Origin of the sequence: Paenibacillus sp. FSL K6-1558 (assembly GCF_038002565.1) — a bacterium.
In the GTDB taxonomy this organism is placed as follows: Bacteria; Bacillota; Bacilli; order Paenibacillales; family Paenibacillaceae; genus Paenibacillus; species Paenibacillus polysaccharolyticus.
In genome coordinates this window covers 4,841,547-4,857,920 of the sequence record NZ_JBBOCV010000001.1, presented here as the reverse complement: position 1 = coordinate 4,857,920, position 16,374 = coordinate 4,841,547, and the positions used below count along the sequence as shown (strand labels likewise).

Genomic DNA, 16,374 nt, shown 5'->3' with positions numbered 1-16,374 from the left:
TAAGTTAAAATGTCGTATTTAGCTCAAACAAAATTCAAATGATCTCTTATCAATTTAAGAAACTTAATTCGGTAATTTTTTGTAAATGATTTTCTTATAAAAAAAGCACTCTATAAGATGGACTTTTTTCAAAGTTTCTATCTTATAGAGCGCTCTTTATAATTTGCAGATTGTTATTTAAGTATCATTTGTTAGTCACACATCGGAGTGGTCAGTGTAATCTACAAGCCACACCATATCTTCTTTAATTAAACCAAGTTCCAGAAGAGAACGGTATTCGCCACCGTCACCATCGTAAACAGCAACGTATTCACAAATGCCGCGAGCCATACATTGTTCGTTTTTTCAAACAATTTGCGTGCGTATACGGCAGCGATGATCAGACATGGCACCAGCGCGAACAACAGAATGCCGTTCAGTGCTTGAGTTGGATACAGGGCCACACCTGTCATAAAGTCTTTGCCATACTGTGCCAGCATCCACAATACCAATCCGCCAACATTCAGTACAATCGCAAGGAACATACCACCGCGTTTGCCGCGCGTATTGGCGTTCAGTGCAACGGCACTCACAAAGTAATAGATCAGGAACAGTGGTGCATAACGCAGTGCAGTAACGAAATGTGCCTGTTCGAACGTACGTACCGCAAATGTCCAGATCCGGAAGTCCGTTCCGAAGATCGCCTGTACCGCGAACAGTAGTGCATAGCCGATTACAATAGCCAGTACAGCTGTTACAAGGCTGGCAATGATGGTTCCGATATTCAAGCTAATGCCGTAATCACTGAAACGAGTGCCTGCATCCTTTTTGGAGAAATAGTGGAATGCAAAGGTCACCAGAATCATAATCAACGCCGATACCAACGCCCAGTATACGATCTGGTTCGTCGTTGGTTCATTGAAGTATGTGCCTGTAACGACAATTTTGCTCGCATAGTTAAACACAACCCACATGACCAGAGATACAATGGCCAGCAGCACGCTGCCTACGCCGATATTTTTCATCCGGCGGCTTGCCGCATAATCATTCTTTTTGCTTCCAGCCAAGATAAATCCAATGACTGCACCAAGCACACTTACGATCAACACGATCAGAGCAATGACACGCAATACATTCAATCCGTCTGCCGATTTATCCATTAGCGTTGGGAAAAGAATGGCGGGGATCAGCGTGCTGAACGCAATCGCGAGCCAGTAGATCGTTTTTTGCTTGCCACTTACGGCAGCGGAAACTGTTGCGATCTCGTTGCTAACCGCTTTACGCAGCAATGGCAGTCTGAGCAGCAACGTAATCAAAGGCACGATCATCAGGAAGAAACCGATCAATGCTACAAAGTTAAAAGCTTCCTTCGCCCACCAGATCTGATTTCCCGATCCCAGATTCACATTCGTCTGGTTCGGTGACGTTACCCCATTGAAAGCATGCGCGTAAAAGTCGATCAGATGTCCCGTCGTTGTTGGCGAGAAATGGTTCCACGGGTGAGTCTGATTCGGTGTGAACATGATGTGCTCACCTGTTTGCGAAGGACGTACCACTTTGCCATCAACCATCAGGTCACCAGACTGAACTTCAGTAAACTTGTCTGTTTCCGCTCTTGGCGCATCTGCAGCCAGTCCGAGGAATGCTTTACCCGAGATCGTTGCGGCAAGATCTTTGCGCATCACGGTACCTTTGATTTCTTTTTCAGCGGCTGTCTTCTCTTCGTCGGATTTATTGAAGAAAAACTCGTCATATTTACCAGCAATCATCCCTACTGTACGGCTTCCAAAAGCTGATTGTAGCTGATCTTGCGGAGCCACGGCTGCCGCATACGAATAATCCGCGCCTACAGAGATTCCTGTATAGATCATGCGGTGACCAGTTTGCAATGCAGTCATCTCATCCATGTACATGGAGAGCAGTGTCGAGAATCCGCCCATGGAGTGACCGCTCACAGCAACATATGCGTTACCTTTATCATCTTTTTTGGTGAAATCCTGATTATAGATATATTTAGCTGCATCGAATTGAGAATAAATCCAGAACGTGCCGAACATATCTTTCACCGGAATAGGAGCACTCCAGCGGGAATCCCCGTGATCATACATATCGAGTGCGAGCACGATGTAACCACGTCTGGACATCTCAATGGCAGGTGCATCCTGCATTTCTTTCGTGTTCAAATAACCATGCGTTGTAATGATGACCGGTCTTTTGTCATCAGCACCCGCGCCTTTTGGCATGTACAGCAGACCCGATAACGTTCCGTGATCGGCCTGGAATTTGATCTCTTTAACCTTGACGGAATAGAAGGATGTGTTGAACATGCCGGCAAACAAGCTGCCGAAAATAACCAGAACGAGTGATAAAACCAGCAACCCCTGCGGTTTTTTCAAGAATGATGTGACTGTTCTCATTGGTTGGCTCCTTTAAGTAATATAAAATGCGATATAAGTTGAACTATTCTTTTACACAATAACGGAGAGGACAGAAAAAACCTTGAAAAGCGAAGCGCTCGCCTTTATCACCGGATTTTTCCCTTTCGAAAAGGGAATCCAAAAAATCTGGGGATAACAGCGATTGGAAGGTTCTTCTGTCATCGGAGTGGACTGTGTAAAATCTTTAGTTCAAATTATATAGATAAATAGATATCACTATGCATACGCTTCCCTCAAGGAAATAAACGAAACAGCATGTCATAATGCAGTTAACAATACAAGCCAACAATAAACCCAAATTTAATAATTCAAATTCGATGTAAATGAGTACATGTAAATATTGACTCACTATGGCCTAAAAAAGGCACACATAACGACGCCGGACTCCGGCGCCGTCACCTGTGTCAATTCGGTTCTGTATAGTTCTGTATAATCTATATCGTCATTCAAGCTATTTTAATGAATTCTATCTTACTTCAAAGACTCGGACAGTTCGGTGAAAATAACACCCAGCGCATACGCACCAGCATCCGGATATCCCAAACTGCGGTCACCGACCGTACCTGCGCGTCCCATACGTGCTACGATATCTTCCGTTTTCTTCGCACCTTCTACCGCTGCGGCTGCACCTTTGGCAAACACAGCTTTGAAGTCATCTCCAGACTCTGCACTTTGCGTCCAGGCATCTGCACATGGGACGAGTGCGTCGATCAGTGTTTTATCCCCTACAACCGCACCGCGTCCGAAGGAACGCTCACCTGTTGATTGAATGCCTTGTACCGCTGCCTGCATCATTTCAGCAAACTCAGCGACATTCAAATGTTGCTTCTCACCTACCGCTTTGCCCGCTGCACGGAATGCCGAACCCCAGATTGGGCCGGATGCTCCGCCGCAATACTCCATGATGACGAGGGAGCACGCATCGAGGAATGAGCCGATATCTTTTTTCTCTTCGTTAACGATGTGGTTCCACTCACGCTTCAATTGACGGAAGCCTTTGGCTACACTCATCCCGAAGTCGCCGTCACCGGCATGGGAATCCAGTTCACAGAACGGCACTTCGTTCTTGATGATGATTTCGCCCATTTTATCGATCAGGTAAACCATGTTATCCAGTGAGAACTGATTATTTTCAACAACAGCTGCTGACGCATCCGTCTGCACCTCATAGGATACTGGAGCATCCTCCGTCACAACTGCTTCCAGCGCTTCGGAGTAAGCAACTTGTGCCACTGGAGGGCCAGACACCTTGAATGCAGGTGTGTCGCTTTCCTTAAACAACAAGGTTTTCAATTCATCATCCAGCTTCAGAATGGTAACCGATGCTCCCGCCATGTCGATACTGGTCATGTAGTTGCCCACGAAAGTCGTCGCTACGTTAAGACCTGTATGTCCTGCAAGCTCACGTTGCACCGAGTTGTTGAGCAGGTACAGCTCTTGCAGAGGTGTTGCACCAAAACCGTTCACAAGCACAGCGATCTCGGCAGACGCATCCTGATCCAGCTTCATATCTTTGAGCAATGCGGACACCATACGTCCTGCAAGTTCGTCTGCAGATACGATTTTCTCACGTCGAATACCTGGCTCACCATGGATCCCTACCCCGAACTCCATCTCGTCTTCCGCGATTTCGAAAGTTGGTGTTCCCTTGGCAGGAACCGTACAAGACGTGAATCCAAAACCGATACTGCGCACGTTCTGCGCCGCTTTCTCGGCAACAGCCTTCACTTCTTCCAGGCTACGTCCTTCTTCCGCTGCTGCGCCGGCAATTTTATGAACCAGAACCGTTCCAGCCACGCCGCGGCGTCCTACCGTATACAAGCTGTCTTGCACAGCAATGTCATCTTCCACACGTACATATTGCACGTTGATGCCATCTTCTTCAGCCAGATGTGCTGCGTTTTTGAAGTTCATCATGTCGCCGCTGTAGTTTTTGATGATAAGCAGTGTACCTTTGTTGCTTGCCGTTGCTTTGATCGCTTGATATACCTGGATTTGGGAAGGGGATGCAAATACATCTCCGCATACCGCTGCATCCAGCATACCTTTACCGACATAACCAGCATGTGCTGGCTCGTGACCGCTACCGCCGCCGCTAATCAGGCTGACTTTATCCGCCTGAATCTCTCTGCGTTTAATCACTTTATATTTTTTCAGAAATTCCAGCTCCGGGTGCGCAAGCGCAATCCCGTTGCACATTTCCATGACAACATGTTCAGCTTGGTTGATGATTTTTTTCATTTATTTTGCCTCCTGGCGTGCTTTGTACTCCCGTCCGATTCGGTCAGCTGCTGCAATCGCTGCGGCTACTTCAGGAACAGTAATCGGGAATGGCATCGCGTGGATAGATTCCTCTGGAATGCACGCAATCTCCGCTACTTTCAACAATTCTTCTTGTGTAATGGTTTCTACGCCGATATCTGCCAGACTTACAGGCAATCCTACGGAAAGACAGAAATCCATCACTTGGTGCAACTCTTCGGTTGGTGCATTTTCAAGAACGAGCTGCGCAATCGTACCGAAGGACACTTTTTCACCGTGGAAATAGTGGTGTGTGCCTTCCAGAACCGTCAGACCATTGTGGATCGCGTGAGCTGCAGCCAAACCGCCGCTTTCGAATCCAAGACCAGACAACAGGATGTTCGTTTCTACGATGTTTTCCAGGGCTTGAGTTACCACGTTGCTGTCACTCGCTACTTTTGCTTTGGCGCCGTCCGTAAGCAACATTTCGTAACACAATTTAGCAAGTGCCAGTGCTGCATTCGTTCCTACAGCAGAAGGTGTGTACCCTTCACGGGAACCCATTGGCAGACTTGCATTCACACGGGAGTAAGATTTTGCTGTTGCTCTTGCCTCGAAGTAAGTTGACAACGCATCTCCCATACCGGATACGAGGAAACGTGTTGGTGCATTTGCAATAACCGTTGTATCTACGAGCACCACGCTTGGGCTTTGTTTGAAGTATGCATAATCGTCAAAAGAACCTTCTGGTGTGTACAATACTGCCGAGTGGCTTGTCGGTGCGTCTGTTGCTGCAATCGTTGGGCAGATGATTAATGCATCACCTTCAGCAACACATTTTGCAGCATCAATGGCTTTACCGCCACCGAGACCGATCGTGCATGTACAGCCTTTTTCTTTCGCAATTTCTTGCAAACGAGCAACTTCCTCACGTGAACATTCGCCTCTAAAACCGCTTTCAACAAACGTGATATTGAATTTTTCTGCTGTTGCATCCAGCTTGGCTTTAACACGCTGTACATCGTCCGGGTGTGCAATCAACAACGCAGAATCTCCGAAGGATTTTACGAAATAACCCAGGTTCAACAATTCGTCTTCGCCTTGCACGTACTTGGTTGGGCTGATAAATGCTTTTCTCATAATATGATATGCCTCCTAAAAGTAGATTCGATAGAATGTTTTGCGCAGCAACGCTTGTCCTTCTTGACTTGAATTCAGAGGTTAAGGTGCCTCGCTCCGTGTTACATCAAATTTTAATTGTTGCAATTGACCTAAATATAACGCAGAAACAAGAGGTTTACAGTGGACTTTGATAACAAATTATTATAATTTGCAATCGTAATTTTTTGCTTTTTCGCATAATCGTGGTATGTTATTGTCATGAGATGGTTGAATTTTGACCTCCCATGTTCCATTACCCGTCCTGTTCACGTCTTAATATGTACAACTTTCAACTTTTTAACGACTCTCCGATCGATGAATTCGGTCTGCCACGGAGGTTTTTCACATGATTAAAGAATATCTGCACATCAATAAAATACTGGATCTGGACAAGTGGAAGCGCCTTCAGGATTCCCTCGCCACCGTCACCAAACTTGCTATTCTTACCGTTGATTATAAAGGTATACCCGTGACCAGCCACAGTAGCTGTCAGGCTTTCTGCCAGAACGTTCGCAAAGATCCTGAGCTTCTTCCCTACTGTCAAAAATGTGATTCTCGCGGCGGTTTGGAGGCTGTTCGCCTTAACGAACCTTACGTTTATCTCTGTCATTTCAATATCATTGATATTGCGATTCCGATTACGATAGATGGAAAATATATTGGCGCGGTCATGGCCGGACAAGTCAAACTGGCTGATCCCGAGAAAGGTACCGATCTGGAACAGATCGTGACGTCCAAAAACGTACCGATGCATGATGCGAAAATGAAGGAGTTGCAGGCAGATTACGACCAATTACCCGTCATGACGTATGAAGAGATCGTGAAGATTTCCAATATGTTATCCCTGCTCTGCAACTATATTGTCGAGGAAGCGCTGAACAAAAACTTGCTGGTGGAGATGTTTGAGAAAGCTTCAGGCAATCAGGAGTCCGTCAACTTGTCCACTATCCTGCCGGGTTACTCGATCCGTAACATCGAGTCGATCAAAAAGGAAATGACCAATGCCATTGCGGACGCTTATCTCAAAAATAGTCCAAGTGATACGGAGAGTCTCAATCCGGTACTCCAGCCTGCTTTTGAATATATCCATAACCATAAGAGCGAACAAGTGTCTCTTAAACAAGCAGCCGATCTGTGCCACCTGAGTCCAAGTTATTTCAGTAGACTGTTTGCCAAGGAGACGGGTGAAAACTTCACCACCTATCTCGCCAAGCTCAAAATCAAGTGGGCCAAGCAACTGCTGGAGGTCACAGACATGCCCGTTTCACAGATCAGCGATGAGCTGGGATTTAATGAATCGGGGTATTTTATTAAAATATTTAAAAAGTTCGAGGAAATCACACCTGCCCTCTATCGTAAATATATTCAGGAGAGCTGATTAACCTGTGATATGTTTTTCATATCAATCATGCGCTTAATAGATATTTCACCTAATTATCTGCACTTGCTACAATGGAGTCCAGATGAGTAAGGAGGCATGACAAATGGAATATCGCAAATTGGGAAACAGCGGTTTAACCGTCAGTGAGATTTCGCTGGGCAACTGGATTACACATGGATCACAAGTTGATGATCCAACAGCACAAGCTTGTGTCCAAGCTGCATTGGAGGCAGGTATTACGACATTTGATACGGCAGACGTATATTCGGATACCAAGGCGGAAACTGTGTTGGGACAGGCTATCAAGGGAGTCCCAAGAGAGAGTATTGAACTATGCACCAAAGTCTGTCATCCAACCGGCCCAGGTCACAATAACAGAGGACTTTCCCGCAAACATATTATGGAAGCCTGCAGTGCTTCATTACAACGATTGCAAACAGATTATATCGATGTCTATTACGCTCACCGCTATGATACACACACTCCACTGGAAGAGACATTCCTTGCGTTTGCTGATCTTGTTCGTCAAGGCAAGGTTCATTATATTGGGGTTAGTGAATGGACAGCTGCTCAGATTGAGCAAGGCTCCGCACTAGCTAAAGAGTTGCGTGTACCTTTCATCGCAAGTCAGCCGCAGTATTCGATGTTATGGCGTGTAATTGAGCAAGAAGTTGTGCCCGCAAGTGTACAGGCAGGTCTGGGACAGATTACATGGTCTCCACTCGCTCAAGGCATACTATCGGGTAAATACCTTCCGTATGAAGCAGTGCCACCCGGATCACGAGCAGCAGCCCAAGCAGGGAAACCCTTCTTCAACAAGCTCGCCGGTCGTTGGTTACACGATGATGTGCTGACTGCTGTACAACAGCTTCTTCCTCTAGCGAAGGAACTAGGTTTGACTCTTCCTCAACTCGCTGTTGCCTGGGTTCTTCATCATCCCTACGTCAGCTCAGTGATTATTGGGGCATCCGGGCCAGAACAAGTACTGGAAAATGTGAAAGCTTCCGGTGTGAAACTGGATCAGGATATCCTCACTCGAATTGATGAAATATTAGGAAAATGGATTGAGAGAAATCCTGTCCTGACGGGTTAATATAGTTTAGTCGCTCTTGTCCATGTGTATAAAACGGGTGACCACACCCTGATTCATGTCCGTCCGCCATGCCATGTATAAGGGCACGGAGGGCGGTTTTTCTATTAAAGGTAAAAATACCACACCTCTGCGCTGAAACACCTCCACCGAAGAAGGAACAATGGAAACTCCCATGCCTGCAGCAACGAGGTTCACAATCGTATACATCTGGATTGCTTCCTGCGTAATTCGCGGTTCTACCCCATGCTCCCTGCAAAACTCCCGAACGAGACGATGAAATGGTGAGCCCAAATGGCTAGGGAACAAAATAAAATCCTCTTCCGCCAAGTCAGTAATCGACACTTGAATCTGCTCTGCCAAAGGGTGATCGTCTGGAACCACCACCATTAACGTTTCTTCCTGGAAGATCCGGAAAGACACATTTGGCTTATGCTCCTGATATCGTAAAAATCCAATATGGATCTGTCCATCTTGCAGTGCCTGCAGCTGTTCAGAAGATGTCATCTCACGCAGTGTAATTTCGATCTGTGGGTACGCTACTCGAAATCGCCTTAGCATATCGACCATCATACTGCCTGAAGCCGAATCCACAAAAGCTATCGTTATATGACCAACGATGCCTTGGTCAACCTTCTGTGTGAGATGGATAGATCGTTCAAGCTGAGCCAAAATTAGTCTTGCCTGATCTAGAAATACGGCTCCCGCAGGTGTTAGCCTAACCATCTTTTTCGTACGTTCCAACAGCTTAACACCTAGTTCTTCTTCTAGATTTTGGATCTGTTGACTCAGCGGCGGCTGAGTCATATTTAATCTTTCGGCCGCACGATGGAAATGAAGTTCCTCCGCCACGGCGATAAAGTAGCGTAACTTTCGAATATCCATTACACCTGATACACCTCCCCTCTCCCCGTTACTTCATCTGCTCCTCCACCCAGATTGCAGTCTCTGCATGCATCGTCATGAGTGCACAAAAATCAGACTCGATCTCTACTAACGGAACATCCTCCCCGCTGTCATGAATGAGCATCATCACTTTGCCAGAGGTCTCATCCAGAACGGCTATGCTACCCTCACCAAATCCGCCGATTGGAAAAAGCTTCAGCCCGCCAGGCAGGTCGTATTCCTTCTCGTACTCTCGATATGCATCCAGAAACTCGGGATACGCCCAGTCTAGCTCTTTGACTGAATACAAAGCGGGGTCACCAAAGTTGCACGCCCCGAATTCTAGTAGCAGCGCACGGTACGCCGCAGGCAGCTTCACTTGGTACTTTTGCTCAAAATTGTTGATGTCCTGCTCGGTTTCAGGTTTACTGCCACTCCCCATCGATGTTCCATATGCCTGCACCAACAAATCCCGAATCGGGTCTAGCTCTACGAATTTCATCTGTTTTGCAACTCTCCGTCCAGCCAAGTCAGTGCATCTCGTAGCTTGTCCTGTGGTATCAGGTCATAACGATCTCCTGTCGACATTTCGTATGAGCAGCTGTTGCCTCCGGTTTTGTTCAGATACGATGTAATGCCGATATCAAACTTCTGCACCATCTGCACGAGCAAGGGTTCAACCTCGGAAGCTGCGAGTGTAAAGTGAACGTGAAACATATTGGATACAGGAGTTTCAGGGATCGTGTGAATCCCGTGGCATGCATTGAACAGCGAGGCAAGTTCCTTGGCCTGCTCGTAATAATGTCCCATTTTGCCGACACGTTCATTGTAATAATACTTGGAGCTGAGAATATACGGATACAGTCCGATCAGATCGCCGCCATGCCGCCGTTTCCACACCTTGGATTCCTGCATGATGTCCGTATCCCCAGCAAGAATAGCTCCTGCAATGCCGCCAATACCTTTGTAAAAAGAGATGTATACACTATCAAACAAACCGCAGATCTCCGCTGGTGTTTTCTCGTAATAAGGCGTGATCTCAAACAGGCGCGCTCCGTCCAGATGTAACTTGATCCCGTGCTCACGGCAGTATGCCGAGATCGCCTCCAGTTCCTCATAAGCCGGCAATTGCCCACCTATCTCTCGCTGTGGTAACTCAAGTAACAAACAGGCGTATTTCCCCTTAATTCCTTTCACATCATCAAGTGTAATCATACGATCCGCTTCTCCCAGCAAAATGCTTTCGATCTGATGCAGCTCCTTTAGTCCATCTTCTTCATGAATCTCCAGGTGAGACAGCGGATGATACGCAACTCGCTTGATGCCTGCCCGGTCACACCAGATGCGAAGTGCAATCTGCTGCGCCATCGTGCCGCTTGGGAAAAACACCGCCGATTCCTTCCCTAGCACATCTGCCATCTCCTGTTGAAACTCATCAATGATTGAGCCATTCCCGTAGTGGTCACTGAACGTTTCTCCATCCACCTGTTCCAGAGCCTCTTTCAACACTTTCACTTTGCGGCTACCGTGCCCGCCTACAATGTACGCCGCCTGACCGAATGCGTCGGCAAGTGTTAATTTGTTATTTGCCAAAATCAACCTCTCCTTTACTGTTCCTGTATCGTCATAATCTCCACTAGAGCCTGGAGCGCGTTAGAACGATGTTCACCATGAGCATAAACAAATCCTACTTCCAGACGAGAATATGGGTCAGGAAGTGATACAATGTCTACCTCACCTCTGGCTGCTGCTTGAGCCACCGAAGAACGAGGCAGCAAGGACACGCCTAAACCGACAGTAACACCATTAATAATGGTATCGAGTGTCCCATATTCCATGACATTTAGTGAATGAACCCCTTGGGTTTTCAAAAAATCCTCCGCCTGAGTTCGGTGGCTGCATCCAACCTCAAAAAATAACATCGGCCTGCTGAGTAGCACGGGCATATCAAGTTCACCCGGTTTAACGATCAGCACCAGCTCATCGTCGTACATTTTCATATAATTCAGCTTCTCATGTTTGACCGGACCATATACCAGAGCACCATGTAATTCATGGGCTATAACCTTCTGATTCAGCTCGTGTGTACCACCAGTGACAAGGGAATAACGTACCTTCGGATAACATGCGCAGTACTCGGCCAGAAGCGGTGTCAGAAAACGAGAAGCCGCAGTCTCAATCGAACCCAAACGAAGATTTCCTGTCGGTGGACTTCCTTCCTGTGCGGCCTGCTCTGCTTCATCTAATAATTCCAATATTCGATCTGCGTAGCCCAGCAGGTTCTCCCCTGCCGGAGTGAGCAGCATCCCCCGATTGGAGCGATGAAACAACGGCACTTGAAGCTGATCTTCCAATTGTTTGATTCGTGTGGTCACGTTGGACTGAACATAATTAAGTGCGGTGGCGGCTTTAGTGATACTGCCTTCGCGGGCAACCGCCTGGAATATTTTCAAATCCCCTGCATCCATTTTCTTCTCACCTGCTTGTCTTTATATCAGAGCATTCCGCCCTATTGAGATGTCGTACATCAGGCTAAACACTCTTCATTTCTTCACGTATTCTTATCTATCATTATTCCTGATACTGACCTTCATTTCTGTTTATTTTACGTGTTTCCATCTCGCCTGTACAATGACTCCGTAATGAGTCGTCCATCTACTCTATAAGAGCACTAAGCACGATGACAGAGTAACTATATTATACAGGGAGGTAACATCCATGAACGTATCCAAAACGATGAATGCAATCATCCATTCAGGTCATCGCGGCCTTGAAGGTCTTCAATATTCAACCTGTCCAACACCTGAAGCAGGCCCCGGACAAGTCGTTGTAGAGCTGAGCGCTGCTGGACTGAATCACCGGGATCTCTTCATTATGTCAGATCGTACGCCTCAAGACACTCCGCTTATTCCCGGATCGGACGGGGCAGGCATTGTGGTAGAAGTTGGCGAAGACGTGCAACATATCTCCATAGGCCAAGAAGTCATCATTCACCCGACGCTCGGCTGGGAACATACCGCAGACGTACCTGTGGTTCCAGGTATAGTCGGAGGCCCTTCGGATGGAACACTAGCGCAATATATTACACTGCCTGCCAGCAATGTGTTGCCCAAACCTGAACATCTCTCCTGGCTTGAAGCTGGTGTATTGTCTCTTTCTGCACTGACGGCGTATCGTGCGCTGTTCACTCGCGGGGGGCTGAAAGCAGGCGAACATCTTCTGATTCCCGGAATCGGAGGTGGTGTCGCAACGTATGCTTTTCTTATGGCTTTAGCTGCGGGAGCAAAGGTCACCGTAACATCTAGAAGTGAGGTTAAACGAGCTGAGGCATTACGTCTCGGGGCTCATCAAGCTTTGGACAGTCATGCCGATTGGAAGAGTACGATGAATATTCAAGAGCCTGTTGATATCATTCTGGACAGTATTGGACAAGTGATGTTCCCCAAATACGAAAGTGTCATCCGACCTGGCGGACGAATCGTCATGTTTGGCGCAAGTTCAGGCGATGACTTACATCTGCCGATTCGTTCGATCTTTTTTCCGCAGATCAGCTTGATCGGTACTTCTATGGGCAGCCGTGAAGAGTTTGTGCAGATGCTGGATTGGGTAGATAAACATAAGATCCACCCTGTAATAGACAGCATCTATCCACTGCAAAATACGGCACAGGCATTTGAACGATTGGAAAAAGGTGAGCAGTTCGGCAATATCGCGATTACGATGCGCTAAACAACGACCTTTTTACCATGAACTTTCCCCTTATCAATGATAGACTAATGCTTAGACATGGTCATCAGATAGGGGGATTTGTCTTTGACTCGTTTTCTAAAACGTCATATGAAACGCGCTATCCTTGTGCTGATTGTAATCATGCTTGCTGCTCAGATCCCTGTGATGAAGGAATTGCTGGCTAGAGGAGCTACAACATTATACGCAGCTGTCAAGTATCCAGATCAAACGATCACATTTGAACACTTTGAATATGAGCCGCACTTTGGGGACTATATCATTTCCTATAAGACTCAAAAGTCAGATGCGCTACATCTCACATTAGCACCAAAAATGCTACCCATTTTCGTAAAATATGATCCTTGGAGTGAGCCTATTTTAGACTAAACGGGCCTGCACCACCTTATTCATTCAATCCATTTCATTATTCAGGAGGAGGTACTAGCAATGTCCAATCATGAACATCTTGTCGTATTAGTTCGCAAAATTATGAACGCGGAAGGAACGGAGCAAGAATTGGATGATATGCTGACAGAAGTGCAAAAGGCTCTTCCTTATGCGGAGGTCAGTAATCTGATTTTCTGGGATGAACGTGAGTTAACTGCGGAGCAGATTGTAGAAGAAGCACTTCAAGCTCGCCCAATACAGCTCCCGCCCCAATCTTGAACTTATTCAGGAGGTGAATGATATACATGTCTAATGAAGATAAAGAAATACATTATGCAATTGGAGCTCATCATTTCGATTCAGCGACTTCAGAGGAAAAACAGGAAGCGCTTCGTCAGCTCATCGAATTACATGATGCAGAAACAACTCAGCAAGTCCTTGCTCTTGGTATGAATACACAGGAAGAAGATCTGGTGCGTATTGAAGCTTGGCGAGCCCTCGGTATGGCGGGAACTTCTCCACTTCTTACTGAAATTCTTGAAGCAGCAGGAAAACTGGTACGTAATCCGGAAGAAGACGAAGATGTTCAGATTTATGCTTTAATGGCGTTAGCCCTGCTCCCCGTTACCGAGGCTGAAATTGGGCTGGCTCTGGATGTCATTCAGTCAGATGCCTACATATTGGTGCAGAGTGCCGCTTTCGATATTGTAAAAGCAAACAAACACCGGCCGCATGCTGTGCTGGCGCTGGAATCACTGCAAACGCATCCTGAGTTCGGTACTGCGGCAGTACGGGAACTTCAATCTATCTCGGGACGTGATCATTAATGAATTCGAACGATAAACAGCAGTCACCAGAACAAGCCGGTGAACATTTAACAGAAGAAACGACTCAGGCGGTACATCTTACTCAAGGCGAGATTCATGCCATTCAGAAGGCACTTCTTTTTCTCAAGTTCGAATGTGAAGAGACCTCCTCTTTGTTGTATGCAGGCAGTCCCTTAATCAATAGTGCTCTTAGCAAACTGAGAGAGGCAGACATTCACGGCGATTTTTCCAAACAGTTTCACTCTCGCCCTAGTCCCCATGCAGAAGCGTTTATGCGCGATAAGCTGGAACGCTCTTATAGCGAAGAGCATGTTCCACATGAACGGACAGAAGCACAGCTGAATGACATCTGGCAGAGTTGCATGTTCCCCTTTCCTGCAACCTCCTACAAACAAGATTCTGATCCTAAATAATTTAAAGTTCTTCCCCTGCGAAAGGGCACACCAGCCCACGGCATTCTCGGGCGATCTATTGATGTATAGTTTAAATTCTTTCATTTCGGTCCACTATTGAAGCAAATTACAGGTATAATGTAGAAAAGTTAGGGCGTGTCTGAAAACGCTGAAGGAAGCAGATTTTGCTAATTTTTTGTTCCAAGCCAGGAAGTTTATCGCAGGCGTGCCGGGGCACGTCAAGGGAAAGTGACGCAGCAGGGGGCAAAAAGGCGGTATAAGATGCACTTCAGCGGATTTCAAGACACGCCCCAGTTGATCCATTACATACAGGAGGGAAATTATGGAAACGGAAGGTTTACGGGGCGTCGAGCAGCTTGCTCTGAAGAAACACAAAATTTACAAGCAAAGTTTGTTGCGATATCTGTCACGCTCTATGCTAGCCAGCATGTTCATCGGATTCGGGGTCATCGTAGCTTTTAAGACGGGCAATTTCTTCTATATGGAGAATTCCCCGTTCACATACCCTATGGCAGCCATTACGTTCGGTGCGGCAATTATTCTGATTGCCTATGGCGGCGGTGACTTGTTTACAGGCAATACGTTCTATTACACCTATGCGGCTTTACGCAAAAAACTGCGCTGGTTTGAAGTGGTTAAACTGTGGATTGCGAGCTACAGTGGAAACTTGATGGGCGCGGCGGTATTTGCCCTGTTGATTTATCTTACGGGACTGTTCGATTCGGCACAGGTGAACGGTTTCCTACTCAGTGTAGTCGAGCACAAAATGGAAGCTCCAGCGATGCAGCTCTTTTTCCGCGGAATCCTCTGTAACTGGCTCGTGTGTCTGGCGTTCTTTGTGCCGATGTTCATGAAAGAGAATGGCGCCAAGATGTTTGCCATGATGCTTTTTGTGTTTTGTTTTTTCATCTCGGGATATGAGCACAGCATTGCGAATATGTGTACGTTTGCAATTGCGCTTGTGTTAAACCACCCGGGCACGATCTCATTCGGTGGTGTGATTCACAACCTGGTGCCTGTGACGCTCGGTAATCTGGTAGGAGGCGTGTTGCTGATGGGCTTCATGTATTATGCGGTGAACAAACCTTTCCTGGACGATGAAGAGGCACATTAATTTTTTTGAAAATAGCCCCCTTCCTTCCCGGTTCAATGATCACGGTTTACCAGTAAGGAAAACATAGAACCCCGGTAGCGTCTCCCATACAGGAGTCACCGCCGGGGTTTTATCTTTACCTAGAGAAGCATCTTAAACCGTTCTCACTTAAGCCTGACAGATGATTTCTCCTAATCAAGCTCCTGTTCGTTTCATCTCCAGATGAAGCAACGGAAAAGGATTGCCTGAACTGTCCAGTTCGGATCGTCCTGTCTGTACAAATCCCAGCTTCTCATAAAATCGGGCCGCATCCTCATTCTGCTCATTCACATCTACTCTAAGCTCAGTGCCCTTCATTTTCATCGTTTGATGAACCAGAAATCTCCCAACGCCTTGTCCCTGAAAATACTCGTCTACAAACAACATCTCAATAAAGCTATTGTCCAGACCGATGAAGCCAATCGGCTCTTGCTCGGTATCCAGCACTTCCCAGACCTCGACTTGTTTGAATTCCAAAGCTTCACCGACCATCTTTTTATAAAACAGAATGTGATGCTCCTCCAGAAATGTATGTGTCGCTCGAACAGCACGCTCCCAGATGGCTACTAACTTGGCGTGGTCCTGCTCCCGATAAGGTACCATTAACATGTCTTATGCACTCTCCTCTGCTGAAAACATAATGTAGCGCAGAATCCCATCCGTACTTACTCATGTACCATTCGTATGTACCTTGATTCCTGCGTATATCTT

At 46.7% G+C, this 16,374-nt stretch carries 16 protein-coding genes; 8 read left to right on the top strand and 8 right to left on the bottom strand.

Annotated features, from left to right (window positions below; genetic code table 11):
• Window positions 1-248: 248 nt before the first annotated feature.
• From MHI38_RS21020 to MHI38_RS21010, 3 genes are all read right to left on the bottom strand, one after another.
• Entirely contained in the window at window positions 249-2,396 is a 2,148-nt protein-coding gene (locus MHI38_RS21020; RefSeq protein WP_154891148.1) for an alpha/beta hydrolase family protein, read from the bottom strand.
• Between the two features lie 492 nt (window positions 2,397-2,888).
• Complete coding sequence (gene dhaK / locus MHI38_RS21015) at window positions 2,889-4,658, bottom strand: dihydroxyacetone kinase subunit DhaK (protein WP_154891147.1); 1,770 nt, start codon at window positions 4,656-4,658, stop codon at window positions 2,889-2,891.
• Window positions 4,659-5,798, bottom strand: a complete 1,140-nt coding sequence (locus tag MHI38_RS21010) for a glycerol dehydrogenase (RefSeq protein ID WP_090917434.1) — start codon at window positions 5,796-5,798, stop codon at window positions 4,659-4,661.
• Window positions 5,799-6,165: 367 nt separating this feature from the next.
• On the opposite strand from MHI38_RS21010, the gene MHI38_RS21005 reads away from it, so the two are divergent.
• Together MHI38_RS21005 and MHI38_RS21000 are read left to right on the top strand one after the other, a co-directional pair.
• Complete coding sequence (locus MHI38_RS21005; RefSeq protein WP_308722289.1) at window positions 6,166-7,197, top strand: PocR ligand-binding domain-containing protein; 1,032 nt, start codon at window positions 6,166-6,168, stop codon at window positions 7,195-7,197.
• A 106-nt stretch (window positions 7,198-7,303) separates the two neighbouring features.
• The gene (locus tag MHI38_RS21000) at window positions 7,304-8,293 is read left to right on the top strand and encodes an aldo/keto reductase family protein (RefSeq protein ID WP_308722288.1); all 990 of its coding nucleotides are present in this window, start codon (window positions 7,304-7,306) and stop codon (window positions 8,291-8,293) included.
• Window positions 8,294-8,299: 6 nt separating this feature from the next.
• On the opposite strand, the gene MHI38_RS20995 is transcribed toward MHI38_RS21000, so the two are convergent.
• From MHI38_RS20995 to MHI38_RS20980, 4 genes are read right to left on the bottom strand one after another with little or no spacing between them, the layout of a single operon-like run.
• Window positions 8,300-9,175 (bottom strand): LysR family transcriptional regulator, encoded by an 876-nt coding sequence (locus tag MHI38_RS20995; protein ID WP_154891144.1) that lies wholly within the window; start codon window positions 9,173-9,175, stop codon window positions 8,300-8,302.
• A gap of 28 nt (window positions 9,176-9,203) precedes the next feature.
• Window positions 9,204-9,677 carry an SMI1/KNR4 family protein gene (locus MHI38_RS20990; RefSeq protein ID WP_339835719.1) on the bottom strand — a complete coding sequence of 158 codons (474 nt, stop codon included), beginning with the start codon at window positions 9,675-9,677 and terminating at the stop codon, window positions 9,204-9,206.
• The gene (locus tag MHI38_RS20985; protein ID WP_341181626.1) at window positions 9,674-10,768 is read right to left on the bottom strand and encodes a threonine aldolase family protein; all 1,095 of its coding nucleotides are present in this window, start codon (window positions 10,766-10,768) and stop codon (window positions 9,674-9,676) included. Before MHI38_RS20985 ends, MHI38_RS20990 begins: the two co-directional genes overlap by 4 nt.
• Before the next feature lie 14 nt (window positions 10,769-10,782).
• Window positions 10,783-11,643 (bottom strand): LysR family transcriptional regulator, encoded by an 861-nt coding sequence (locus MHI38_RS20980; protein WP_308722285.1) that lies wholly within the window; start codon window positions 11,641-11,643, stop codon window positions 10,783-10,785.
• Between the two features lie 268 nt (window positions 11,644-11,911).
• Between MHI38_RS20980 and MHI38_RS20975 the strand changes: the two genes are divergently transcribed.
• From MHI38_RS20975 to MHI38_RS20950, 6 genes are all read left to right on the top strand, one after another.
• Window positions 11,912-12,904 carry a quinone oxidoreductase family protein gene (locus MHI38_RS20975; protein WP_308722421.1) on the top strand — a complete coding sequence of 331 codons (993 nt, stop codon included), beginning with the start codon at window positions 11,912-11,914 and terminating at the stop codon, window positions 12,902-12,904.
• An 84-nt stretch (window positions 12,905-12,988) separates the two neighbouring features.
• The gene (locus MHI38_RS20970; protein ID WP_090917420.1) at window positions 12,989-13,291 is read left to right on the top strand and encodes a hypothetical protein; all 303 of its coding nucleotides are present in this window, start codon (window positions 12,989-12,991) and stop codon (window positions 13,289-13,291) included.
• Between the two features lie 60 nt (window positions 13,292-13,351).
• Window positions 13,352-13,570: a bacteriocin immunity protein gene (locus MHI38_RS20965; RefSeq protein ID WP_154891140.1), complete on the top strand. Its 219-nt coding sequence runs from the start codon at window positions 13,352-13,354 to the stop codon at window positions 13,568-13,570.
• A gap of 26 nt (window positions 13,571-13,596) precedes the next feature.
• Window positions 13,597-14,118 (top strand): hypothetical protein, encoded by a 522-nt coding sequence (locus MHI38_RS20960; RefSeq protein ID WP_154891139.1) that lies wholly within the window; start codon window positions 13,597-13,599, stop codon window positions 14,116-14,118.
• Entirely contained in the window at window positions 14,118-14,531 is a 414-nt protein-coding gene (locus MHI38_RS20955; RefSeq protein WP_154891138.1) for a hypothetical protein, read from the top strand. Before MHI38_RS20960 ends, MHI38_RS20955 begins: the two co-directional genes overlap by 1 nt.
• Window positions 14,532-14,853: 322 nt before the next feature.
• The gene (locus MHI38_RS20950; protein WP_090917411.1) at window positions 14,854-15,645 is read left to right on the top strand and encodes a formate/nitrite transporter family protein; all 792 of its coding nucleotides are present in this window, start codon (window positions 14,854-14,856) and stop codon (window positions 15,643-15,645) included.
• Window positions 15,646-15,819: 174 nt separating this feature from the next.
• Here MHI38_RS20950 and MHI38_RS20945 read toward each other — a convergent pair whose 3' ends face one another.
• Complete coding sequence (locus tag MHI38_RS20945) at window positions 15,820-16,272, bottom strand: GNAT family N-acetyltransferase (RefSeq protein WP_154891137.1); 453 nt, start codon at window positions 16,270-16,272, stop codon at window positions 15,820-15,822.
• Between the last annotated feature and the right edge of the window lie 102 nt (window positions 16,273-16,374).